The organism is Chromatiales bacterium 21-64-14, assembly GCA_002255365.1.
In the GTDB taxonomy this organism is placed as follows: Bacteria; Pseudomonadota; Gammaproteobacteria; order 21-64-14; family 21-64-14; genus 21-64-14.
On the sequence record NCBI01000006.1, the window covers coordinates 96,445 to 119,699 of the forward strand.

Annotated in this window: 21 protein-coding genes; 14 read left to right on the plus strand and 7 right to left on the minus strand. The window is 64.9% G+C overall.

The features are described 5' to 3' along the window. Positions 1-86 precede the first annotated feature (86 nt). From B7Z66_05415 to B7Z66_05470, 12 genes are all read left to right on the plus strand, one after another. Entirely contained in the window at positions 87-1,337 is a 1,251-nt protein-coding gene (locus B7Z66_05415) for a flagellar biosynthesis protein FlhF (protein OYV77281.1), read from the plus strand. Continuing rightward, entirely contained in the window at positions 1,324-2,211 is an 888-nt protein-coding gene (locus tag B7Z66_05420) for a cobyrinic acid a,c-diamide synthase (protein ID OYV77282.1), read from the plus strand. Before B7Z66_05415 ends, B7Z66_05420 begins: the two co-directional genes overlap by 14 nt. Beyond that, entirely contained in the window at positions 2,208-2,942 is a 735-nt protein-coding gene (gene fliA, locus B7Z66_05425; GenBank protein ID OYV77283.1) for an RNA polymerase sigma factor FliA, read from the plus strand. Before B7Z66_05420 ends, fliA begins: the two co-directional genes overlap by 4 nt. 85 nt (positions 2,943-3,027) lie before the next feature. Beyond that, complete coding sequence (locus B7Z66_05430) at positions 3,028-3,408, plus strand: response regulator (GenBank protein ID OYV77327.1); 381 nt, start codon at positions 3,028-3,030, stop codon at positions 3,406-3,408. Between the two features lie 16 nt (positions 3,409-3,424). Beyond that, positions 3,425-4,156 carry a hypothetical protein gene (locus B7Z66_05435; protein OYV77284.1) on the plus strand — a complete coding sequence of 244 codons (732 nt, stop codon included), beginning with the start codon at positions 3,425-3,427 and terminating at the stop codon, positions 4,154-4,156. Between the two features lie 238 nt (positions 4,157-4,394). Further along, a complete protein-coding gene (locus B7Z66_05440; GenBank protein OYV77285.1) occupies positions 4,395-6,449 on the plus strand; it encodes a chemotaxis protein CheA in 2,055 nt (684 codons plus the stop codon). Positions 6,450-6,477: 28 nt separating this feature from the next. Then, positions 6,478-7,608 (plus strand): chemotaxis response regulator protein-glutamate methylesterase, encoded by a 1,131-nt coding sequence (locus tag B7Z66_05445; protein ID OYV77328.1) that lies wholly within the window; start codon positions 6,478-6,480, stop codon positions 7,606-7,608. A 3-nt stretch (positions 7,609-7,611) separates the two neighbouring features. Continuing rightward, positions 7,612-8,352: a flagellar motor protein gene (gene motC, locus B7Z66_05450; protein ID OYV77286.1), complete on the plus strand. Its 741-nt coding sequence runs from the start codon at positions 7,612-7,614 to the stop codon at positions 8,350-8,352. A gap of 83 nt (positions 8,353-8,435) precedes the next feature. Next, on the plus strand, positions 8,436-9,440 hold the full coding sequence (locus B7Z66_05455; protein ID OYV77287.1) for a hypothetical protein: 1,005 nt from the start codon (positions 8,436-8,438) through the stop codon (positions 9,438-9,440). Next, the gene (locus B7Z66_05460; protein OYV77329.1) at positions 9,440-10,285 is read left to right on the plus strand and encodes a cobalamin biosynthesis protein CobQ; all 846 of its coding nucleotides are present in this window, start codon (positions 9,440-9,442) and stop codon (positions 10,283-10,285) included. The genes B7Z66_05455 and B7Z66_05460 overlap by 1 nt, the downstream gene beginning before the upstream one ends. Positions 10,286-10,364: 79 nt before the next feature. Continuing rightward, positions 10,365-10,844, plus strand: coding sequence for a chemotaxis protein CheW (locus B7Z66_05465; GenBank protein OYV77288.1), 480 nt, complete (start codon positions 10,365-10,367; stop codon positions 10,842-10,844). Between the two features lie 268 nt (positions 10,845-11,112). Further along, positions 11,113-11,496: a hypothetical protein gene (locus B7Z66_05470; protein OYV77289.1), complete on the plus strand. Its 384-nt coding sequence runs from the start codon at positions 11,113-11,115 to the stop codon at positions 11,494-11,496. Positions 11,497-11,582: 86 nt separating this feature from the next. Here B7Z66_05470 and B7Z66_05475 read toward each other — a convergent pair whose 3' ends face one another. The 3 genes from B7Z66_05475 to B7Z66_05485 form a co-directional block, all read right to left on the minus strand. After that, positions 11,583-13,400 carry a hypothetical protein gene (locus B7Z66_05475; protein ID OYV77290.1) on the minus strand — a complete coding sequence of 606 codons (1,818 nt, stop codon included), beginning with the start codon at positions 13,398-13,400 and terminating at the stop codon, positions 11,583-11,585. Positions 13,401-13,550: 150 nt separating this feature from the next. Next, positions 13,551-13,856, minus strand: a complete 306-nt coding sequence (locus B7Z66_05480) for a hypothetical protein (protein OYV77291.1) — start codon at positions 13,854-13,856, stop codon at positions 13,551-13,553. After that, positions 13,853-15,082 (minus strand): hypothetical protein, encoded by a 1,230-nt coding sequence (locus B7Z66_05485; protein ID OYV77292.1) that lies wholly within the window; start codon positions 15,080-15,082, stop codon positions 13,853-13,855. Before B7Z66_05485 ends, B7Z66_05480 begins: the two co-directional genes overlap by 4 nt. Positions 15,083-15,115: 33 nt before the next feature. Here B7Z66_05485 and B7Z66_05490 point away from each other — a divergent pair, with 33 nt between their 5' ends. Continuing rightward, complete coding sequence (locus B7Z66_05490) at positions 15,116-16,033, plus strand: hypothetical protein (GenBank protein ID OYV77293.1); 918 nt, start codon at positions 15,116-15,118, stop codon at positions 16,031-16,033. Positions 16,034-16,181: 148 nt separating this feature from the next. On the opposite strand, the gene B7Z66_05495 is transcribed toward B7Z66_05490, so the two are convergent. From B7Z66_05495 to B7Z66_05505, 3 genes are all read right to left on the minus strand, one after another. Beyond that, a complete protein-coding gene (locus B7Z66_05495; GenBank protein ID OYV77294.1) occupies positions 16,182-17,180 on the minus strand; it encodes a hypothetical protein in 999 nt (332 codons plus the stop codon). Positions 17,181-17,875: 695 nt separating this feature from the next. After that, positions 17,876-18,454, minus strand: coding sequence for an AMMECR1 domain-containing protein (locus tag B7Z66_05500; GenBank protein ID OYV77295.1), 579 nt, complete (start codon positions 18,452-18,454; stop codon positions 17,876-17,878). Further along, a complete protein-coding gene (locus B7Z66_05505; protein ID OYV77296.1) occupies positions 18,441-19,238 on the minus strand; it encodes an AmmeMemoRadiSam system protein B in 798 nt (265 codons plus the stop codon). The genes B7Z66_05500 and B7Z66_05505 overlap by 14 nt, the downstream gene beginning before the upstream one ends. Positions 19,239-19,359: 121 nt before the next feature. On the opposite strand from B7Z66_05505, the gene B7Z66_05510 reads away from it, so the two are divergent. After that, entirely contained in the window at positions 19,360-20,466 is a 1,107-nt protein-coding gene (locus B7Z66_05510) for an AmmeMemoRadiSam system radical SAM enzyme (GenBank protein OYV77297.1), read from the plus strand. 374 nt (positions 20,467-20,840) lie between these two features. Here the strand turns inward: B7Z66_05510 and B7Z66_05515 are convergent, their stop codons facing one another. Next, on the minus strand, positions 20,841-23,108 hold the full coding sequence (locus B7Z66_05515) for a 1,4-alpha-glucan branching enzyme (GenBank protein ID OYV77298.1): 2,268 nt from the start codon (positions 23,106-23,108) through the stop codon (positions 20,841-20,843). Between the last annotated feature and the right edge of the window lie 147 nt (positions 23,109-23,255).

The following is a 23,255-nucleotide window of genomic DNA, read 5'->3' on the forward strand; positions in this document are numbered from 1 at the left end:
CCCGGGACCGCCCCGGCGGTACGTCGCCAAAAGCGGATCGGATCCCTGGCGGCTGTGGTGCGGGTCGCGAAGATGAGGTCTCCCGGATGAAGATCAAACGCTATTTTGCAGCGGACATGCGCCAAGCCATCCGCCAGGTCCGCGATGAGCAAGGCCCGGAGGCGGTGATCCTCTCCAACCGTCAAGTAAAGGGGGGTGTGGAGGTCATCGCGGCCGTGGACTACGACGAAACACTTTTAGATCAAACCGTTGCAAGGTCCATGGGGGGAGGGCTTCCGACCGACGGAGAGCCCGCAGGGGACGCTGGGTATGGTGCGGGATCGAAAGCGGAGCCAGGGCAGGATGCGCCCGGTGAGCGAGCGCACGCCACCAGCCCGGCGACCAACATCTGGTCCCAGGAACCCACCCTGGTGGAAATGCAGCGGGAGCTGCGGTTCCTACGGGATTTGCTGGAGGACCAGCTTTCGAGTCTCGCTTGGGGCGAATTGGCCCGCCGCCAGCCGGTTCGGGCCCGTCTGCTCAAGCGGCTCGGGGAGTTGGGTTTCGGCCCGGCCCTGGCCCAGGATCTGGCCCGAGAGGTGGCTGAGGGGATGGACTTCAGACACGCCTGGCGACATGCCCTGGAGGTGTTGTGCCGGCGGGTACCCGTTTTGGGTGACGATATTTTGACGAAGGGCGGGACGATTGCCCTGGTGGGGCCCACGGGAGTGGGTAAGACCACCATGGTGGCCAAGCTGGCCGCCCACTTCGTATTGCGTCACGGCCAGCGGCACGTGGCCCTGGTCACCACCGACAGCTACCGGATCGGCGCCCAGGAGCAGTTGCGCGCCTACGGCCGGATCCTCGGGGCACCGGTGTACGCCGCCGCCGACGAGAACGAATTGCACGGGATCCTGGACGAATTGCGCGACCGACGCTTGGTGCTGGTTGACACTGCGGGCATGAGCCAGCGGGATGTCCGGCTCTCGGAGCAGTTTACTACCCTGCACGGCGGTGACCCGCGGATTCAGACCTATCTGGTGCTGTCGGCGACGGCTCAGCGAGCGGTCCTGGACGAGGTGGTGCGTGCGTTCCGCGGGGTCCCGCTGACCGGCGGAATCCTTACCAAGGTCGACGAGACCACCAGTCTCGGGGACGCCCTGTCCGCTGCGGTTCAGCACCGCTTGCCTCTGGCCTATGTCGGAGACGGTCAGCGGGTCCCCGAAGATCTTCACCCGGCGCGGGCGGCAGTACTGGTGGCGCGGTGCGCGAAACTCATGGAGAACGCGGCACCACAAGTGGAACCACAGGATTTGGTCTACGCGACGGAGGGGATGGCAGCGAATGCTCACGTCTGAGGTGAAGGTGGACCAAGCGGCGGGCCTGCGGCGTATGAACGTCCCGCGACCGGTGCAGGTAGTGGCGGTGACCAGCGGCAAGGGCGGGGTCGGGAAGACCAATGTATCGGTCAATCTGGCGGTCGCGATGAGCAACGCCGGGCGCGAGGTGATGTTGCTGGATGCCGATCTGGGACTGGCCAACGTGGACGTGCTCCTCGGTTTACAGCCCACCTGCAATTTGTCCCACGTGCTGGAGGGACACCGGACCCTTGAGGAGGTCATCGTGCGGGGGCCGGCGGGCATTCGCATCATCCCTGCGACCTCGGGGGTGAAGTACATGACCGAGTTGAGCCAGGTCCAACACGCCGGACTCATCCACGCCTTCAGCGAATTGAGCTACAGCCTCGATGTGCTCCTGATCGATACCGCGGCCGGGATCGCCGAGAGCGTGGTCAGTTTTACCCGGGCAGCCCAGGAGGTGATCGTCGTAGTATGCGACGAGCCCGCCTCGATTACCGATGCCTACGCCCTGATTAAGCTGCTCAGCCGGGAGTACGGGATCCCGCGGTTTCACGTGTTGGCCAATATGGTCCGCAGCGTGCAGGAGGGCCGCGATCTGTTTACCAAGATCTCCCGGGTTACCAACCGCTTTCTGGATGTCACGCTGGACTTCATGGGGGCGGTGCCCCACGACGAATTCCTGCGCCGGGCGGTCCAGAAGCAACGCGCGGTGGTCGATGCCTACCCCCGCAGCCGTGCTGCCCAGGCATTCAAGAATTTGGCACAAAAGGCCGATAAATGGCCGGTACCGACGGTCGCAGGCGGACATCTGGAATTCTTCGTCGAGCGTCTGATCCGTTCCGGCTGCAACGACAGGGAGCTGCTGCCATGAACGGACTTGCCATGTACGCGACTACAACGGACAACGCACAGGAGGGGCTGGTCAACCGGTACGCACCGCTGGTCAAGCGGATCGCCTATCACCTAATCAGCCGGCTGCCGCCCAGTGTTCAGGCCGAGGACCTGATCCAGGCAGGCATGATCGGGCTGCTGGAGGCTGCCCGGAATTATGATCCCTCCCAGGGGGCGAGCTTTGAGACTTACGCCGGGATCCGGATCCGAGGTTCCATGCTGGACGAGATCCGCAAGACCGACTGGACACCGCGTTCCGTCCACCGCAAGGCGCGCATGGTGGCGGAAGTGGTCCGGAAGATAGAGAACACCAATGGCCGGGACGCCCGTGACAAGGAGGTTGCCGAGGCCATGGACATCTCCTTGCAGGAATATCACCAGATCCTGATGGATGCCACCGGTTGCCGGCTGTTCAGTTTTGACGACCTGGAGGGGGCGGGGGACGAACCGGAGGACGGAATCGGCGAAGGCGGTTCCAGTCCGGTGGATTTTTTGCAACAGCAGGATTTCAAACGCGCCCTGGCGGAATCCATCGCGACGCTACCGGAGCGCGAGCGGCTGGTCATGGCGCTCTATTACGACGAGGAGCTCAACCTGAGGGAGATCGGTGAGGTCCTGGGTGTCAGCGAATCGCGGGTGTGCCAGATCCACGGCCAAGCACTGTTGCGGCTGCGCGGACGGATGGGCAGTTGGCTTTCCGATCAGCAGTAGCCACGGTGGCCATGGGGTCGGCGATGCGCGTTGGAGCGGCACGGGGCGGACTCGGTCCGGAGTGGAGATCATGTTGAATAAGGACATGAAGATTCTCATTGTGGACGATTTTTCCACGATGCGCAGGATCATCAAAAACCTTCTGCGCGACTTGGGCTTCGACAATACCACTGAGGCGGACGACGGGAAGACGGCCTTGCCGGTCCTGCAGTCCGGAAAGTTCGATTTTCTGATTACGGACTGGAATATGCCCGGTATGACGGGCCTCGACCTGCTCAAGGCCGTGCGTGGGGACCCGAAGCTGGCGAAGCTCCCGGTACTGATGGTCACGGCAGAGGCGAAGCGTGACCAGATTGTGGAAGCGGCTGGTGCGGGCGTGAACGGGTATATCGTGAAACCCTTCAACGCCGTCACACTCAAGGAAAAGATCGACAAGGTCTTCGAGCGCCTGCAAGCGGGTGCGTAGACGGGGGAAAGCCGGGATGGCCAGTAAGGGTACCTCGAAAAACAACCGCCTCCTCGATACCGCCCGCGAACTCGTGACACGGCTGGAAACCGGAGACGAGTTGGCGGTCCCGGGCCTGCTCGAGGATCTGACGCGTCAGCGCGGCGATACCCTGTACGAGGAATTGGGCAAGCTGACTCGCCAGTTGCACGAGTCGTTGAACAGCTTCCGGACCGATGCGCGCCTGGCCGCTATCGCGACGCATGAGATGCCTGACGCCAAGGACCGGCTCAACTATGTGATATCCATGACCGAGCAGGCCGCGCACCGGACGTTGACTGCGGTGGAACGGCGCATCCCGGTGGTCAGTGAGCTCGAGCAGCTGGCCTGTGGTTTCAGCGAGCGTTGGGAACGGTTCCAGCGCCAGGAGCTGGGTGCGGAGGAGGTCCGGACGCTTACCGGGGATCTGCAGGAATTCCTGAATCGAACCGGCCGGGAGATGGGACACACCCGGTCCGACCTGACCGAAGTGCTGATGGCCCAGGAGTTTCAGGACCTTTCGGGGCAGATCATCCGGCGCGTCATTGGGTTGGTTCACGAGGTGGAGAGCCACTTGGTGCATCTGATCCGCATTTCCGGCGATCGGCACGACGGGCACGCGCCGGCGGCCGCGTACGAGGGCGGTCCGGTGATTCCCGGGCGGGAGGATTCCAGCGTGGTATCGGGGCAGGACGACGTCGATGATCTGCTGTCCAGCCTCGGATTCTAACCGGGCTTTCGCACCGGTGTTCATTGCGCGGGCGTCGCTGTGGCGGAGCGCGCGGTGTCGACGCCGTCGTGAATACATCGTCGCGGCGCGTACATCGGTGACCACGGTGGGAGAACGGTGAGAATGCGGGCTGGTGGCCTCCACTCATCTCACGTTGGTGTCGGCCGCTCTCGGCAGTCGCCCGTGGCGTGCGGCGCGCACGGCAGCGCGTCAATCCGCGGAGCGGTGAGATACCAGCATGCCGGATACTGACGACGACATCCTGCAGGATTTTTTGGTTGAGGCGGGTGAACTCCTGGAGCAGCTCGGCGAGCAGCTCGTGGAACTGGAGCAGCGCCCGCACGATACCGAGCTGCTCAATGCCGTATTCCGCGGCTTTCATACCGTCAAGGGCGGCGCCGGCTTTCTCAGCCTGACCCCCCTGGTGGAGGTGTGCCACCGCGCCGAGGATGTGTTCAATCTGCTGCGGCAGGGCAAGCGCGCAGTGGATGCGCCCCTGATGGATACGGTGCTCCGGGTACTCGACGTGGTGAACGCCATGTTCCGGCAGCTGCGGGCGGGACAGTCACTGACGCCTGCGGGATCCGGCCTGCTGCAGGAGCTGGTCGCGTTGACAAGTGCCGCGCCTGCGCCGGCTGCCCCCAAAGCCACGCCTGCTCCTAAAGCTGACCCCAAGCCCAAGACCAAGCCCAGCTCCAAGGCCAAGCCCGCTCCCGAGTCCGCACCGGACGCGGAGTTCGAGATGATCCGCGACGCCTTGGGCGGTGCACAGCCCGCGGGCGGAGGGCCTGGTGCTGGCGACGATACCATCACCGACGATGAGTTCGAGGCGCTCCTGGATGAGCTTCATGCGGATAGCGGTGCCAGCACCGCCAGCACCGCGCAGGAGATCCCCGCCGCTGTGGGTGCCGGCGACGATGGGATCACCGATCACGAATTCGATTCTCTGTTGGACCAGCTTTACGGTGCAGGGGGCGCCCCGGGCATGGTGGACCCGGTTGATCTCCCCGAGCCGGTACCGGTCGCGGTAGACGTGCCTCCCGTTGTGACGGCGCCCGGCCCGGCGGCGCCGGGCGCTGAGAGCGGAGGTCCCGCGGCGGGAGCTTCCGCCGCAGCGAACTCCGAGAACACTGTGCGGGTGGATACGCGCCGTCTCGACATCATCATGAATTTGGTGGGCGAGCTGGTGCTGGTGCGCAATCGCCTCGAGACCCTCAAGGCTACCATCCCGGACGGAGCGATGGCCAAAGCGGTGTCCAATCTCGGCTTGGTAACCTCGGATCTCCAGGCCGCAGTCATGAAGACCCGCATGCAACCAGTCAAGAAGGTATTCGGGCGTTTTCCACGGGTGGTTCGTGACTTGGCGCGTACGCTGAAAAAGGAAGTCCGGCTGGAAATGATGGGCGAGGAGACGGATCTCGATAAGAATCTGGTGGAGGCCTTGGCGGACCCGCTGGTGCACTTGGTGCGCAACGCCGTGGATCACGGGATTGAATCTCCGGAAGTGCGTGAGGCCGCGGGCAAGCCGCGGGTCGGGACCGTGGTGTTGAGCGCGGCCCAGGAGGGGGACCACATCCTGCTCACCATCGAGGATGATGGCGCGGGCATGGATCCGGCCCAACTACGCCGCAAGGCGGTGGAAAAAGGCCTGTTGGATGAGGAGGCGTCCGTGCGGCTGAGTGACGAGGATGCCTTCAATCTGATCTTCGCACCGGGATTCTCCACCAAGGCAGAGATCTCCGACATCTCAGGGCGTGGGGTCGGAATGGACGTGGTCAAGACCCGGATTGCGCAGCTCAATGGCAGCATCGCGATCGATTCAGCCAAAGGCGCCGGCACCACTCTGCATATCCGCGTTCCCCTTACCCTGGCGATTTTGCCCACGCTTATGGTTGTGCTCGGGCACCAGATCTTCGCCCTGCCCCTCGGGAGCGTCAGTGAGATCTTCGATCTGGATACCAAGCGCACCAACGTGGTGGACGGGCAAGAGGTGATCATGGTGCGGAACAAGGCGCTCCCGCTGTTTTTCCTGCGCCGCTGGCTGGTGGTGGGGGAGGGCGCGCCGTGCGACAGCCGGGAGGCACACGCAGTGGTCGTGGTGCACGTTGGGAATCAACGCATCGGCTTCGTGGTAGATCGGCTGGTGGGTCAGGAAGAGGTGGTCATCAAGCCCTTGGGCGCCCTGGTGCAGGGCGTTCCCGGGCTCGCCGGCGCGACCATCACCGGCGATGGGAAGATCGCGCTGGTCCTGGACGTGCCCAGCCTGCTAAAGGCCTACGCCCGCCGCCGCTAACGATATGACGAACGAGAAACCCGGCGATATGAGCGACACCGGCATCAAGGCGGACAACCCGCATTCCACGGTCGCCGGTTCGGTGCCGCGGGCGCGCGCACCCGTGCGCGCCCTGGTGGTGGACGATTCCGGGTTCTTCCGCCGGCGGGTATGCGAGATTTTGAGCGGTGATCCGAATATCCAGGTGGTCGGTACCGCCCACAACGGGCAGGACGCAATCCAGAAGGTCACCGAGTTGCGTCCGGACGTGATTACCATGGACATCGAGATGCCAGTGATGGACGGGATCAGCGCGGTGCGCCGGATCATGTCATCCCAGCCGACGCCGATCCTGATGTTTTCGTCCCTGACCTATGAAGGTGCCAAGGCCACCCTCGACGCACTGGATGCCGGTGCCCTGGATTTCCTGCCCAAGCGCCTGGAGGACATCGCGCGCAACCGCGAGGACGCCAACCGGATGCTGCGGGCACGGGTCATCGCCTTGGGCCGGAACCCGATGCGTGCCCGCGCCGTCACGCCGCCGCCGGCACCGGTTCCGGCCCCGCTGGCGCGGGTTGTGGCGCCGGTCCCGGCCCCGGCCCGGCGTACCGGTGTTTACCAGGTGCTGGTGATCGGTACCTCCACTGGGGGTCCTGCCGCCCTGCAACGCCTGTTGCCGACATTACCCGGGGATTGCCCGATTCCGTTGTTTCTCGTCCAGCACATGCCCGCCAGTTTCACCGGGCCGTTTGCCGAGCGCCTTGATCAGCTCTGCAAGATACACGTGAAGGAGGCGGCGGACGGGGATCCGGTGGAGGGTGGTACCGCGTACCTGGCCCCGGGTGGGCGGCAGATGCTGGTGGAGCGTCACGATACCGGGCTGCGGGTGCGGGTGGTTGAGAGCCGGCCGGATGTCATGTACCGGCCATCGGTGGACGTCTCCTTCGCGTCGCTGGCGCGGGCCTATCCAGGCCGGGTGCTGGCGATCATCCTCACCGGCATGGGTTCCGATGGGCGCGAAGGTGCGCGGCTGCTGAAGGAGACTGGATCCACCGTGTGGGCCCAGGACGAGGCAAGCTGCGTGGTCTATGGCATGCCTCAGGCAGTGGCGAGCGCGGGTCTCGCGGACCGGATTCTGAGTCTCGACGAGCTCGGGGCGGGTCTCGCCCGGCAGTTCTAGGCGATGGATCTTCTCTCCATTATCGGCATTGTATTGGCCCTGGGGTCGATCCTGGGCGGGAATCTGATGGAGGGCGGGCATATCGCCTCGCTCCTCCAACTCACCGCCTTCATCGTCGTCGGTGGCGGCACCACCGGGGCGGCCATGTTGCAGACGCCGTTGCCGACCTTCGTGCGCGCCCTGAAGATGGTGATATGGGTCTTCCTGCCACCGCGCCAAGCGCCCCAGGCCACCATCGAGAAGATCGTGGGCTGGAGCAACATCGCCCGCAAGGAGGGCCTCCTGGGTCTCGAGAGCATGGCGGAGACCGAAGAGGATCTTTTCGCGCGCAAGGGACTCCAGCTCCTGGTGGATGGCAGCGAGCCGGACGCGATCCGCGGAATCCTGGAGGTGGAACTCGGCGCCAAGGAGCACACCAGCCTGCAGGCAGCCAAGGTATATGAGGCCATGGGCGGCTACAGTCCCACCGTCGGTATCATCGGCGCGGTGATGGGGCTGATCCATGTCATGCAGAATCTTGCCGACCCGTCGAAGCTGGGCGAGGGTATCGCGGTCGCATTTGTTGCGACCATCTATGGTGTCGGGATGGCGAATCTGTTCCTGCTGCCCATTGCCAACAAGCTCAAGAGTCTGGTCCAGAAGGAGGCGCAGTTCCGGGAAATGGTCATCGAGGGGATCATCGCCATCGCGGAGGGTGAAAATCCCCGCAACATCGAAACCAAGCTGCAGGGTTATCTGCATTGAGCGGCGCTGTGCCGTAGCGTGGAACCACGGCGCGTGAGCGCCGGCAAATCAGCATCGAGGACGGATCCGGTCCGATCGGCATCATGGCACGCAAACAGAAACACGAAGAACACGAGAACCTGGAACGTTGGCTGGTTTCCTACGCCGATTTCATCACGCTGTTGTTTGCCTTCTTCGTGGTCATGTACTCCATCTCGTCCATCAACGAAGGGAAATACCGGGTGCTGTCGGATGCCCTGGTGGCGGCCTTCCGTTCCACGCCGCGCTCCATGGAGCCGGTCCAGGTAGGACACATCGCCAAGGCGCCGCTTAACGCCCAGGACCAGTTGATGCAAAAGCCCGCCGTTCTGTCCGCGCCCATGACCCCGCCGGTTAGTCTCCCCCCAGTCAATCCGCTGGGGAGCGAGCAGCCGGTCGCTGCGCCGCCCGTTACGGCGCCGCCACCTCCCGGTAGCCCGGGGCTCAAGGGCGCTCTGGGCGATGCGCCCAAGGGTGCGGGTCCCGCGTCCCTCAAACGGATCGCGGCCGCCATCGAACGGGACCTTGCGCCCCTGGTCAAGGCGGGTCTGATCAAGGTGCGACGCCACGCGTTCTGGGTGGAGGTGGAGATCAAGACCAACATCCTGTTCCCGAGCGGCAGCGCTGCCCTGGCGGCACCCGCGATCCCGGTACTCTACAAACTGGCGGAAATCCTGAAACCGTTTCCGAACGCCATCCACGTGGAGGGGTTTACCGACAACGTGCCTATCAATACCGTCGCTTTCCCGTCCAACTGGGAACTCTCCGCGGCGCGCGCCGCCAGCGTGGTGCACCTGTTCATGAAAGACGGCATGGCACCCCACCGCATGGCCGCCATCGGTTATGGCCAATACCGCCCGGTGGCCTCGAACAGCACCCCCGAAGGGCGCAGCAAAAACCGCCGGGTGGTGTTGGTGGTGCTGGCGGGGACCGACACCCGCACCCTGTTTGATTCATCGACTCTCAAGGACCTCGAGCCGGCGTCTGGACCCTCCCGCCATAAGTCCGAGGGCTCGGGCGTTGTACCGGGGCCGGTCCACGGGCCGCCCCCCGGCGGTAAGGGGCCATGATGCGGATCTGGGCGTCTGCCAACCAGAAGGGCGGGGTGGGTAAGACCACCACGGTCATTTCGCTGGGCGGACTGCTGGCAGCGGCCGGTCATCGGACCTTGCTGGTGGATCTCGACCCTCATGGGTCCCTCACCAGTTATCTGGGGCAGGATCCGGAGGGCGCCGACCAGGGGGTTTACCAACTGTTCCAGGGGGTGATCCGCAACGCGCCAGAGGCGGCGGAGTCCTGGATCGTCCCCACTCGCTGTGAGGGACTCTCGTTGTTGCCCGGGGCCACCGCCCTTGCCACCCTGGACCGCCAGTTTGGAGCACGGGAGGGCATGGGGCTGGTAGTAGCCCGCGCCCTGGAGGGTCTGGCGAGCGCCTTCGACCACGTGTTGATCGATTGTCCGCCGATGCTGGGGATCCTGATGGTCAATGCCCTGGCGGCCTGTCAGCGGGTCATCGTGCCGGTGCAGAGCGAATATCTGGCGTTGCAGGGGCTGGACCGCATGATGCGTACCCTGGCCATGGTCAACCGGGCGCGGGCGCGGACGCTTCCCGCCCTGATCGTCCCCACGCTGTTCGATCGTCGCACCCGGGCCTCGATCGAGAGTCTGCGGCTGATGCGCGAGCGCTATCCCGAACAGGTTTGGTCCGGCGTGGTGCCCGTGGACACCCAGTTCCGGGAAGCCAGCCGGGCGGGGGTGCCCCTGTCGGTGTCGCAGCCGCGGGCGCGTGGGGTGGAGGCCTACCGGGGCCTGCTTCGGGATCTATTGGTGGCCGAGACGCCCGGGGCCACGGCCACGGTAGTCCCCAGTATCCGGAGCGTTGGCACAAATCCTGCTTTGTCTACTGGCAGATAGTGGGTTCCGGCGCTCGTATGACAAAAAATTGGCGGACAGTCCCGATTCCGGTGCCGGGTCGAGCGATCGAGGGGACGACATGAATCAGGTAGCACAGGGTGTCACTGGGTCCGTGGTGCGGTGGGTGACCTTTCACCTGGGTCAGGAAACCTATGGTATCCAGGTGATGCAGGTACAGGAAGTCCTGCGGTACACGGAAATCGCCCCGGTACCGGGGGCACCGGATTACGTGCTCGGTATCATCAACCTGCGCGGCAACGTGGTGACGGTGGTCGATACCCGCAAGCGTTTCGGGTTGCCCACGCGGGAAGTGGACGACGCCACACGCATCGTGATCATCGAAGGGGTGGGTGGTCAAGTGGTGGGGATCCTGGTGGATCGGGTCTCGGAGGTGGTGGACCTGCCCACGAGCGAAGTGGAAGCAGCGCCCAACGTAGGGACCGACGAAGGCGCGCAGTTCATCCAGGGCGTTGCCAGCCGGGACGGCGAGTTGCTGATTCTGGTGGACCTGAACAAGCTGTTGACCGAGGAAGAATGGAACGAGGTGGCCACCGGATAGGCGACCTTCATTCCGTGGTGTGCGGCGCGGCACGCCGCAGTTGAGTGTGGGCCGGGATGCCCGCATGGCAGGGAAATGGATCATGACGAAGACCGGCGACATCAATCCGCTGCCTCCCGTCTTTCCCACGCGGCCTGGGGATGGCCCTGGTCCGCGTCGACAGGCACCGACACCGCCACGCAAACCGGAGAAACGTAAGCCGGAGGATCACAGCCCCGATGACGACGACCGACCCAAGGTGGACGACTATGCATGAAGGCGACGGATCGTGACCGCGATCCTGTGGACCTATGCCCCCCTCGGGCTCGCCGGGCTGTTGATGCTGGTGCTGGCTGGGGCGCTGGCGGTATCCGCGCGGCGTGCCCGGCAACAGGCCGAGGTCGTGCGCGGGCTGCGCGCCGATATCGAATCACTGTGCGCCGGCGCCATCGGGGTGGATCAGCGTCAGAATGAGGTGGAGCGGCAACTGCGACGGCTGGAAGACAAGCTGGAGCGACTGGAACTGCGCGATCCGGGCGAGCGCTCCTACGCGCAGGCGATCCGCATGGTGCACCACGGTGCCGGGGTCGGCGAACTGGTTAAGACCTGCGGCCTGGTTCGTGCCGAGGCCGAACTTATTGCGACGCTGCACCGGGTGGACAAGGCGAGCTAGTCCACAGCTCCTGTCGGAGTCTGTTCCCTGCCGGACGCAGGCGGCGTGTCGATGGCCGTTACCACCCCGGCTTCTTGTTCACTACCTCAGCCGTTGACCACCAGCTCCCGTGCCGGTTCCCCGATGAAATAGCCCTGGGCGTAATCGACCCCGAGCTGTTTGAGCAATTCCAGCGTCGCTTGGTTTTCTACGAACTCCGCCACCGTCTGCTTACCCAGGGTGTGAGCCACCGCTACCATGGATTCCACCAGCACGCGGTCCACCGGGTCGGAGATGAGGTTGCTGACGAACGCGCCGTCGATCTTCACCATGTCCACTGGAAACTGCTTGAGGTGGGAGTAGGAGTTGAACCCGGAGCCGAAGTCGTCGAGGGCGAAGCGGCAGCCCAGGGCGCGCAGGCGCTGCATTGTCTGCCGGGTGCGGCCGGGATCGGCGATGGCAGCGGTCTCGGTGATTTCAAAAGTCAGGCGCTGCGCCTGGACCCCGGTCTCCCGCAGTCGCTGGCGCACTAGGGTGAGCAGCGACGGGTTCACGAAGGCGTGTCCGGACAGATTGATGTGCAGGGATATGGACTCGGGCAGGGTGCGCAGCAGTTCGGTGGCCTGATTCAGGACCCAGCGGTCGATGTCACCGATCAGACCCATCCTTTCCGCCACCGTCACGAACTCCGTAGGGGACAGCAGTTCGCCGCGTTTTCCCTCCATGCGCAGCAGCACCTCGTAGTGGTTGATGGTCCCGTCCCGCAGGTCCTGCACCGGCTGGAACATCAGCTGGAAGCCTTGGTTGGCCAGTGCGTCGCGGATCAACGGGACCCAGTAGGCGTCGCTGCGCAACTGGTGCAGCGTGCTGCGGTCATCCGCTTGGTATACATGTACCCGGTTACGTCCGCTGCTTTTGGCGATGAAACACGCCTGATCGGCGCGCCCGAGGATTTGCCCGGTGCTGACGATGCGGTCGGATTCCACCATCGCTACCCCAATGCTCGCGCTGATATGGTAGCGGCGGGCGCGGGTGGCGAATGCGAACTGGTCCAGGGTGTGTCGCAGGCGTTCGGCGCTGGCGCGCGCGGCCACTTGGTCCGTATCCCGCAACAGGACTCCGAAATCGTCGGAACCGATGCGCGATATCAAATCAGAGGGACGCAGCTGGCCGCGCAGCACCGCCACCACTTCCACCAGCAGGCGGTCACCGGCGTCGTGGCCCTCGGTGTCGTTGATGACCTTGAACTGGTCCAGGTCGAGGTAGAGCAGCGCGGCGTTGCGCCGCTGGTAACGCGCGTCGAGTACGGCCTGTTCGAGCGCCTGTTCCAGCCCACGCCGGTTGGCTATTCCGGTCAGGGCATCGTGGTCCAGGAGAAACTCCAGGCGCGCTTCCATGATCTTGCGTTCGGCAAGCTCCTCCATCAGGGCGCGTTCGCGGCGGTGGCGCAGGTCCCGTTCCTGCTTGAGGGAGAGGGCCCACAGTAGTCGCGAGAACAGTTCGCTCAGCCGGATCGGAGTGAAAAGCACGTCGTCGGCGCCGGCATGATCCGCGGCATGGAGGGTCTCGCCGGCGCTCTCAGCGGGATCGGTGACTAGGATGATGGGGATCGAACGCCACTCCCGATAGGCGCGCAGGGTGCGGCACAGGCCCGCGCCGTCGAGATCCGTGAGGCGGACTCCGATGAGCACGGCGTCGACGGTTCCGTGCAGACTATGTTCGCGACTGCGTAATTGGTCCAGGGTTTTCCCGGCAGTGCGGGCGGTGGTGACGTTCGGGAAGCCGGCTCGGCTCAACGCTGCGGCCAAGCGCGTCGGTGCCTCATCCGCGATCAGGATCCGCATCCGTTTAATGTGTGCGAGGTCCCGGGTCACGTCGGGTCTTCCTGTATGGCGGCCGGTCGCGCGCCGGGCGGGCTGCTGCATCCCCGCGGCTACTGGATCGGCCGCGGCCAGCCGGGCACGCGGATTCCGGTAGGCAAGGATGGTGAACCAGTGGCAGTCTTTTCGCCCGTTTGGTGGATTTCTTGAGTCGGACACAGGCAGTTGGCCCCGGGAGGGCGGGACGCGGCGCAGTCAGACCCCGGGCGCGGGGTCGCAGGTCCGATCCGGGGGCGTACGGTCCGAGACGAAGTAGGCGAAGGCAATGACCTCCGCCACTGCGAGGTAGAGGGCTTGCGGGATCTCGTCTCCCAGCGGGATCTGGGCCAGCAGTTCCGCCAACTGCGGGTCCTCATGCAAGGGGATTCCGTGCTCCCGGGCGATGGCCTGGATCCGTTCCGCCACCGGACCGTGTCCGGTAGCGGTCACCCGGGGCGCGTCGTGGCCGTCGTAGTGCAATGCCACGGCGAGGGCAGGCGCCACTTCCCGATCCCCGTTCATGCCTTGAGATCCAGTACCGGAGCGTCCGGATAGGCCGCGGTGGGCCGGGGGCCGCGGCCACACTGGCAGGCGAGGCCCGTGACCTCCAGGCCCGCCCGCGCCAATCCGTCCTGAAGGCGGGGGAGGAAGTGTTGCAAACGGTGAAAGGTCGCCGGACGTTCCGCCCACAGCCGCGTGTTCACCTGTTCGCCGCGGAGTTCGATGCGGGCGTGCACCGGGCCGAGTTGCGGCAGATCGAGGTGCAGCAGCACGGACCAGCGTGGACCGGTCGTGCCGCCGCCGTCGCGCTGCGTCCCCTCGCGGTTCACCTGCAGTTCCAACAGGTGGGCCTGATCGCCTTGCCGTACCGGGAGGTGGAACAGCCACTGGGTCGTGCCGTCGGCCCGGGGCAGGGCGGCGAGTTGATGGAGTTGGATCCGTGCCAGCGCCCCTTCCGCCTCTCCCCGGAGGTTGTTGACCGGAGCGTTGTCCGCCGCCACGCTGGCCAGTAGCCCGCGTGCCGCCGCGTCTTGGGAGGTGGTGGCGTTGCCGGTCGCGGTATCCGGTCCGGCGCCCGACCCCACCCGGCTCGGCGTGCCCTGCGGGTTTGGCGAGGTCCGGGTGAGGATCGCCAGCAGGCGCAGGAGACTGGCTTTGAGGTCCCCCGCAGGGGTGCCGTCACCGGTGGCCTGGAGCAGCCGCGATTCCAGGAACAGCCCCGAATCCCCCAGCGCCCGCCGCAGGCCGTCCGCTGTTATGATCTGGCGCTCATCGGCCAGCCGGCCGAAGAGTTCCCGGACCAGACGCTGGAGCGAGCTCGGAGCGAGCGCCAAATTTTCGGCGCCTCGGGCCATAGTCGACCAAGTGGCCAACAGGGGTTCCAGATTGCCCTGGCGGGGCAGCAGCGCACGCAGGGCGGAGCCGACGGGATCGCCGCGGGAGCCTTCTTCCACGAGTTTCAGGACCGGGAGTGTCCCCAAGGATTCCACCCGCAGCTGCAAGACCTGCCCCGGTTTCAGTTGGGGCAGTGGGGTGGGGCTTTGAGCATATATCAGCCGTCCCGCAATGCGCAGCAGCAGAGGATGGGGTCCGGACTCGGACGTCGTCACCACGGTGGCGGCGAGCAGCTGTCCCAGTTGCAGCGAGCGGGTCCAGGCGCCGCTGGCGGAGGGTAGCTGAGATGCAGCGGCGGAGGGACGCGTGATTTCCATGTGGTGTGCGGTGCCCTGAATACGGAGGTTGACCACTGCTTCGGCACGGTTCCTGCATTACTTGACGATATGACCGAGGATACACAGGAACCGCGTCCATCCCGTCAGCTCTGGTTTACGCGCCGCGGCGGCGAGGTCCACGGCCCGTTTCCGGCGAGCCTTATTCGGCGCTATGTACTGGTAGGCCGGCTTCAGGATAACGACGAGGTCAGCCTCGACCGCATGTACTGGGCGCCCATCCGCGACCACGCGGAATTGACGCCGGAGCTGGTCCGTCAAGCGGAGGGCGACGAAGAGGCCCGCCAACGGCTGATGGCGGCCCGGTTACGGGAGGACGAGCGCCGGGACGAGGATCGTCGCGGCGCCCGGGGCCACGGCTTCGAGGCCCCGGAACGGCGCGGCGTGGAACGGCGTCAGCCGGAACCGGACTGGATGGTGCGCCATCGCAGCTTGAAGACCCGCACCCTGCGCGAGGGGTACCCAAGAGGGAGTTCCTACCGCTTCGTATTGGTCTTAGTCGTGTTGGCGCTGGGTGTGTTGTCCGTTCTGGCTCACCGTTACGCGTCACGGCCCGCCGTTTCAAGTCCCAAATGCAGCGCGCCGCCGGCGCCCGGAGTAGATTGGAGCTATTGCAGCCTTGAAGGACTGCATTTGGCTCGCGTTGACCTCACCCGGGCGAACCTGCGCAGCGCAAATCTACGCGGCGTGGATCTGGCGGGGGCCAATCTGTTCGGAACCAACCTCGCCTATGCGAGCCTCGGGACTGCCGATCTGCACAACGCCGATCTCAGCTATGCACAGTTGCTGGGGGCGGGTCTTGGGGGGGCGGACCTGCGGGACACTGACCTGAGTCACGCCAATCTGGGATATGCGGATCTGCGCGGCGCCCGGATTCAGGGGGCGAAACTCGCGGGCGCGCGCCTCGATCAGGCGATCTGGACTGATGGCCGGGTGTGTGCCGATGGCTCGCGGGGGGAGTGTCGTTAGGCGCGTTCCCAATCGCCGATCGCCAGTGACAGCCGCTTCGGTGTTCGGAGACATGGCCGGGTAGCTCGGTTCGGCGCCGTCCAGCCGTCAGACCGTACCGGCGTTGCCGCCTACGCCGCGCGCCGGCGCGCTGGGGAACGATCCCGTTTCATGGGCGCGCGGCACGGGGCGTTGCGCTCCCCGTGGCCCGCGGTCGAGCCGCGTTGCGCCGTTGCCAGCCCAGCAAGCCCAGCAGACCCGTGCCCATTAACTGGGCGCTGCCCGGCAGCGGTACCGGGGTCGCGAGGAAGCCATGCACAGCGCTGCCGTCCTGGTAATAACCGACGATCTGGCCGTTGCCGTTGATGCCCAGGGCGGTGGTGAAACCCACGCCGTTTGGATCGCTGATGGTAGTGTAACTGTTGGCTTTGCTGTCATAGAGAAAGCCGTAGGTACCCGAGCCCGTCCGGTAATTGCCGACGATCAGGCCGGTGTTGGTGATGCCCCGGGCGTAGGTATCGGTCGCCCCGGGAACCTGCAGAGTCGTGTAGGTACCGCCCGTGTCCACGAAACCGAAATTCTGGCCGCCGGTGCCGACGTAATAGCCCACGATCTGGCCGGCGTCGTTGGCACCCCAGGCGTAGCTTGCGCTGGCATTCCAACTGGGATCGCCTAACGAGGTGAAGTTGCTGCCGTCGTACAGGAACGCGTGGTTCTGGAATGAGGCATAGTAGAACCCCACGATCGCGTTGCCCGTTCCGTTGATGCCGCGCGCGAAGGTCCATTGCGCGGCAGGGTAGTCCAGCGTCGTATAAGAGCCAGCGGTATCGAGGAAGCCGTGCCGTCCACCGGTCGCGTCATAATAATGGCCGACGATTTGTCCGTTATTGTTGATGCCGTAGGCGCGCGTATCGCCCACTGCCAACGGATCGTTGACTACGCTGAAGGTCCCGTGGTCGTCTAGGAAGCCGAGCTCATTGCCCGCCGTGTCGAAGTAGTAGCCTACGATCTGCCCGCTATCGTTGATGGCGGTGGCGGCGGAGTTATGGGCGCCACTGAACGGAACGTCGATGTTCTGAAAGTTGTAGAGCGCGGCCTGTGCCGGTGACGATGCGGCGATCGTCACGGCGCATAGGGCCGCGGCCAGTACCGAAATTTTAGTATCCATTTGGTGCGACCTCTGCAGGAATCGGGATCGAGGCGGCCACTCCGGATCCCCCTCATAAGCCTGTCCAAACCCCGCAACGCCTTGGAAGCCGCCGTACGTCGCGGAAATTCCTGCCGCGGCTTGCTCGGCGGCGTCCTTGCCTGATTCTGCGGGGGGGTGGCGCGTGCGCCGGTCTGTCGATCGGGTCCGGCGGGTGATGGGTCGCTACTCGGGTATCGCCGGGGGGGCTGGAACAAAGCCGCTGCGGTTAAACTACCCGGTTACTGGTGGAGGTGTGCTGCGCGCCTCCACCGTAGTTTTGAGTGACGTGGTGCGCCGGCCCCGAAACAAGCGAAATTAACCATACTCTACCGGGGCTGTGTAAAGTCGTCAAGACCCCCCAAACGAAAAACGCGGGTCGTGCCGCAGTGTGGCACGAGATAACGATGGTGCGCCAACGGTGTAGGAGGACATGCGGCGGCCGGGGGCTGCTTGTCGTCCCGATCCCCAGGGTGTTTGGGTGGAGAAGGTCGCAGGGTTGTGATTGAGTCTCGTGGGGCAAGGATTGTCGTGGATCGTAACGACGCCGGATCGCGCGGGAATTTTTCGCCGGGCACCATCACGACGCGAATTTGGTGGGCGGGCGTTACGCCGGGCCCAGGAATTGACGGTGGATTGGCCGCGCGGTCGTTCCAGGTGCTGCAGGGCGAAGGCGGCTAGACGGGAAACGACTCGGTGGTGTAGCGGTACACCCGCAACGTGTCGGACCAGTAGTCAGGCGCGAGTCCGGCCTTTTGTTTCAACTCCCGCACAAAGGTGGCCGGGTCGGAGATCTGTGCCCAGACTGCCGGTAGGAACGTGGAACGGTGATGTTCCTCCTCCAGGATGAGGCCATCGATCCCCGGGCGCAGTTGCCGGAGCAGATCCGCCTCATCGCGTGCTTCCAGCGGCTGCGCGCTGCTCAGCACTGCGATGTGAATATGCAGCGCGGCGGCCTCATCTCCGGTGAGGGCCGGAAATCGCGGGTCCCGGAACGCCGCGGCGTAGGCGTTTTGCGCCACGTCCTGTACCAGGGGGCGGCTGGCTTCCAGGGCGCCGACGCAGCCGCGCAACTGCCCGGCCTGTTTGAGGGTCACGAAGGTTGCGCACGCGACCTGCAGTGGTTCGGAAAATTGGAACGGATCCACGGTGAGGGGATGGCCGTATTCCAAGCCGTGGGCGATGGACTCCCGCGCGACCCGCAATAGCGCGTCCCGGTCCTGGGACGACAGGCCCGCTGGCTCAGTGGAAGGCATAGGCGCCGTACCCCACGACGCGGTCACATGGACCCGCTATATCGCCGGAGTTGCGTTGATCGACGGTTTCCACCTTGAGCCCCCCCTGGCGGGCCGCGGTGAGCAGCCCGTTGATGGGGGCGCGGCCGCAGGCCTGTTCGTATTGGATCTTTTCCGGCGCCAGTGCCTCGATGGCCCGGGAGGTCGCGGTGTCGAGGCGCCGCGCGGTCTGATAGTCGTGATAGTGGCTCAGATCGGAGCTGACTACAATGAGGGTCTCCGGCCCGCCCCACAGAACGTCCAGTACCTCGGCTACCTCCGCGGCGCTCGCATCGCCCACAACGAATGGCATCAATTGAAACGGGCCCAGCAACTCCTGGAGGAAGGGTAGCTGAACCTCTAGGGCATGCTCCCCGGCGTGTGCCCGTTCTCGCTCCGCCACTTGGGGGAGGGATAAGACACAGTCCAGCGCGCCCTGGTCCACCGGGATCTCCCCGAGAGGGGTGGCGTAACGGTGAGTGCCAGGGGCCGCCAGCCCCCTGAACCCAACCTGGTGGGAGGGCCCCAGGAGTACCACTCGGCGGATCCGGTTCGGGGCCCGGGTGAGACGGGCATAGGCCGAGGCTGCCACGGGGCCGGAATAGACATAACCGGCGTGAGGCGCGATCAGAGCCTTGGGGGGCGCGGCATCGCATCCAGGCACCGCGGCCAGCAACTGGCGCACCAGGGTCCGGAGTTCCCGCGGGTTGCTTGGGTAGAACCGGCCGGCTACCGCCGGCGCACGGGTTCGGATCATCGGGCTCACCTGCGTGGGCTCCCTACCGCCGGGCCGTCTGGGGCCGCTCCCGGCGACCGGACTGACCGTTATCCAGTATTATAGTAATTGTGCCGCCGCCAGTCGGTTTTCTGGCGAGGAGAGACTCCCGATGTCCCGTGCCGCCCCCGTCTCTGAGGCCTCCGGTATGGTGCCGACGCGCTACTGGCATGCGCTGAGCGACGGACGGGTACAGTGCGACGTGTGTCCACGGGCCTGCCGCCTGCACGCGGGCCAGCGCGGCCTGTGTTTCGTGCGCGCGAACCGGGATGGGGCGGTCGTGCTTACCACGTATGGGCGTTCCAGCGGCTTCTGCATGGACCCCATCGAGAAAAAACCCTTGAACCATTTTCTGCCCGGCACGCCGGTGCTTTCTTTCGGCACCGCGGGTTGCAATCTGGCCTGCAAGTTCTGCCAGAACTGGGATATCAGCAAATCCCGCGCGGTCGACACCCTCGCGGATCAGGCGACGCCGCAGACCCTCGCGCGGGCGGCCCGGGAGCTCGGATGCCGCAGCGTCGCATACACCTACAACGATCCGGTGATTTTCCTGGAATACATGACTGCCGTGGCGGAGGCGTGCCGCGGATACGGGATCCGTTCAGTGGCGGTTACGGCCGGATACGTCTGCGATGCCCCGCGTCGCGCACTATTCAGCCACATTGACGCGGCCAATGTGGATCTCAAGGCGTTCACCGAGCGTTTCTACTGGAAGGTTTGCGGCGGTCATCTGCGTCCGGTGCTCGACACGTTGATGTATCTCAGGCACGAGACCCGCGTATGGTTGGAATTGACCACGCTGTTGATTCCCGGCGAGAACGATTCGGACCGGGAATTGAAGGCCATGACGCGCTGGGTGGTGGAGAATCTGGGTGCGGATGTCCCGCTGCACTTCACGGCGTTCCATCCAGACTGGAAGATGCTGGATCGACCCGCCACGCCGGAAGCTACCCTCAAACGGGCGCGTTCTATTGCGCTGGAAAACGGCGTGCGCTACGCCTATACCGGCAATGTCCATGACGAGGACGGCGGCAGTACCTATTGCCACGGTTGCGGCACGAAACTCATTGGCCGGGACTGGTACGTGATCACCGGCTGGGCCTTGACCGGGGAGGGACGCTGCCCGTCCTGCGGCACGGCCTGCGCCGGGGTGTTCGAGGCGCGCCCCGGCGACTGGGGAGCCCGGCGCCAGCCGGTGCGTCTCGGGGACTTCGCCTAGGGCACATGATCTGAGGGTCGCGGAGGGTGGCGAAGGTCCCGCTGGGATCACGCGGCCCGCGCGCGAACCCAGCCGTTGGTGTGTGTCGGCCCCGGTGCGAGACCCCGCCAGCGCCGGTACCAGCAGGCACGGCTAGAGCGCCACGGGCGGGCGGTGGATCGGGCGCGCCGGACCGGTTCCGTGGCGCGATCCCCCGGCCACCGTGGGACCTCGTCAGTCGCAGTCGTGAATAACACCAACAGATCTGCGCACTCGCCGGCGTTCTGCGCGTCGACGATTACGGCGATGAGTGCGCGCCCGGTATGTAGCTCTTGGGCGTGCCACGGCTACGGCTGTATCAGGAATCCTCCGGGCTTGGATCCCATGGCATGGGTTCATGCCGCGCTTGCAGGCTTGAGTACGATCGCCGCCAGGGGTGGCAGGATGAGCCGGATCGAATAGGGTTGTCCCATCCAGGGTATCGCCTCCGCTTCCACGCCGGCACCGTTGCCGACGTTGCTCCCTCCGTAGTACTCGGAATCGGAGTTGTGGATCTCTCGATAGTAGCCCGGATGGGGCACGCCCAAGCGGTAATCCCGACGCACGACAGGCGTGAAGTTCAGCGCCACGGCCACCAGTTCATGCTCACTCAGCCGCAGGTAGCTCAGTACCGACTGGGATGCGTCGTGGCAGTCGATCCATTGGAAGCCCCGGGGTTCGAAGTCGTAGCGATGCAGGCTGGGTTCGCGCCGGTAAAGGTGGTTCAGGTCCTGGACCAGTTGCTGGATTCCGCGATGGTTGGGATAGTCCAGCAGATACCAGTCTAGCGACCGCTCGTGGTTCCATTCGCAGCCGTGCGCGAACTCGTTGCCCATGAACAGCAGTTTTTTCCCCGGGTAGGTGAACATGTAAGTATAGAGCAGACGCAGGTTGGCGAACCGCTGCCACTCGTCGCCCGGCATCTTGTCCAGCATGGAGCGCTTGCCGTGCACCACCTCGTCATGGGAAAAAGGCAGGACGAAATTCTCGGTAAAGGCGTACAGCAAACCGAAAGTGAGCTGATCGTGGTGATAGTGCCGGTGGACGGGGTCCTTGCTTATATAGACCAAGCTGTCGTGCATCCATCCCATGTTCCACTTCATGCTAAATCCGAGGCCGCCGACCCAGGTGGGGCGGGTTACCTGAGGCCAGGCGGTGGACTCCTCGGCCATCATCAGGGTGCCGGGTTGCTGGCCGTGGGTGACCTGATTGAGTTGGCGCAGGAATTCGATCGCTTCCAGATTCTCGTTTCCGCCGTAGATGTTCGGGACCCAGTCTCCGGGTTGGCGCGAGTAGTCCAGGTACAACATGGAGGCCACCGCGTCCACTCGCAGCCCGTCGATGTGCAATTCCTCGAGCCAGAACATCGCGCTAGAGAGCAGGAAGTTGCGCACCTCGTTGCGACCGTAGTTGAAGATCAGAGTACCCCAGTCGCGGTGTTCGCCGCGGCGCGGATCCTCATGCTCGTAGAGGGCGCTGCCGTCGAACCGGGCCAGGGCATAGGTGTCGCGCGGGAAATGACCGGGCACCCAGTCCAGAAATACGCCGATCCCTTCCTGATGGCAGCGATCCACGAAATAGCGGAAGTCGTCTGGCGACCCATGGCGGCTGGTGGGCGCGTAGAAGCCGGTGGCCTGATAACCCCAGGAGGCATCCAGCGGATGCTCGGTGACGGGCAATAATTCGATATGGGTATAACCCAGGGATTTGACATGGTCCACCAGCGCGTGGGCCAAGTCCCGGTAATTGAGAAAACCGCCTTCGTCGCGCCGGCGCCAGGACCCCAAGTGGACCTCGTAGACCGACATCGGAGCGTGCAACCAATCGGTCTCACGCCGCCGGTGCATCCACTCGGCGTCGTTCCACCCGTAGTCGATCGGGTTTTCGACCGCACAAGCAGTGGCAGGGCGTTGTTCGAAGCGCCGTCCGTAGGGGTCGGTTTTGAGGAACACGGCCCCGCTCTCGCGGTTGCGAATCTCGAACTTGTATAGGAGCCCGGCGCCCAACCCGGGTAAGAACAATTCCCATACCCCGCTGGAGCCGCGCACGCGCATGGCATGGCGACGCCCGTCCCAGGCGTTGAAATCCCCGACCACGCTAACCCGTTCGGCCCCCGGTGCCCAGACCGCGAATCTGACCCCGGAAATTCCCTCCACCGCGAGCACGTGGGCGCCGAGGAATCGGTGGGCGTGCCAATGGCGGCCTTCGCCGAACAGGTGGAGATCGAAATCCCCGAGTAGAGGAGGAAAGCAGTAGGGGTCGTAGGCTTCGTGTTCCGTGCCCTGGGAATCGTACCAGCGCAGCTGGTAACGGTCCGGTGTGTGCGCGCCGGAACCGCGCCATTCGAACAGGTCGGTCTCGGGAATCCGTTCGAGGTGCGCGCCGGTCTCGGCGATCCGCACATCGCGAGCGTCCGGCAGGAATGCGCGTACGATTTCCTGGCCGTCCTCGTGGTGGAGTCCAAGCACGGCAAACGGGTCGTGGTGACGTGCCGCGAGGACCCGCTCCAGGTCAGTGGACAGGCGGCCGTTAGCGTTTCCTAGGGCGGTCGTCAAGCGTTGGTCCAGGTTCCGGGACACGCCGTCCTCCGTGGGTGACAAAGCCCTGAAAATTGATGGTACCATAGATGGGGCTCGGAAGATTCGTGGGCGCCGGTGGGACCGGTCCGGGTGGACACGCATCACACACAGGTGGGGCGTTGCGTCAGCTGCGGGCCGGAGCTTGGGTTCCCGGGCTGGCCACTGCGGTCCGGACGGACCATTGCCGACCCC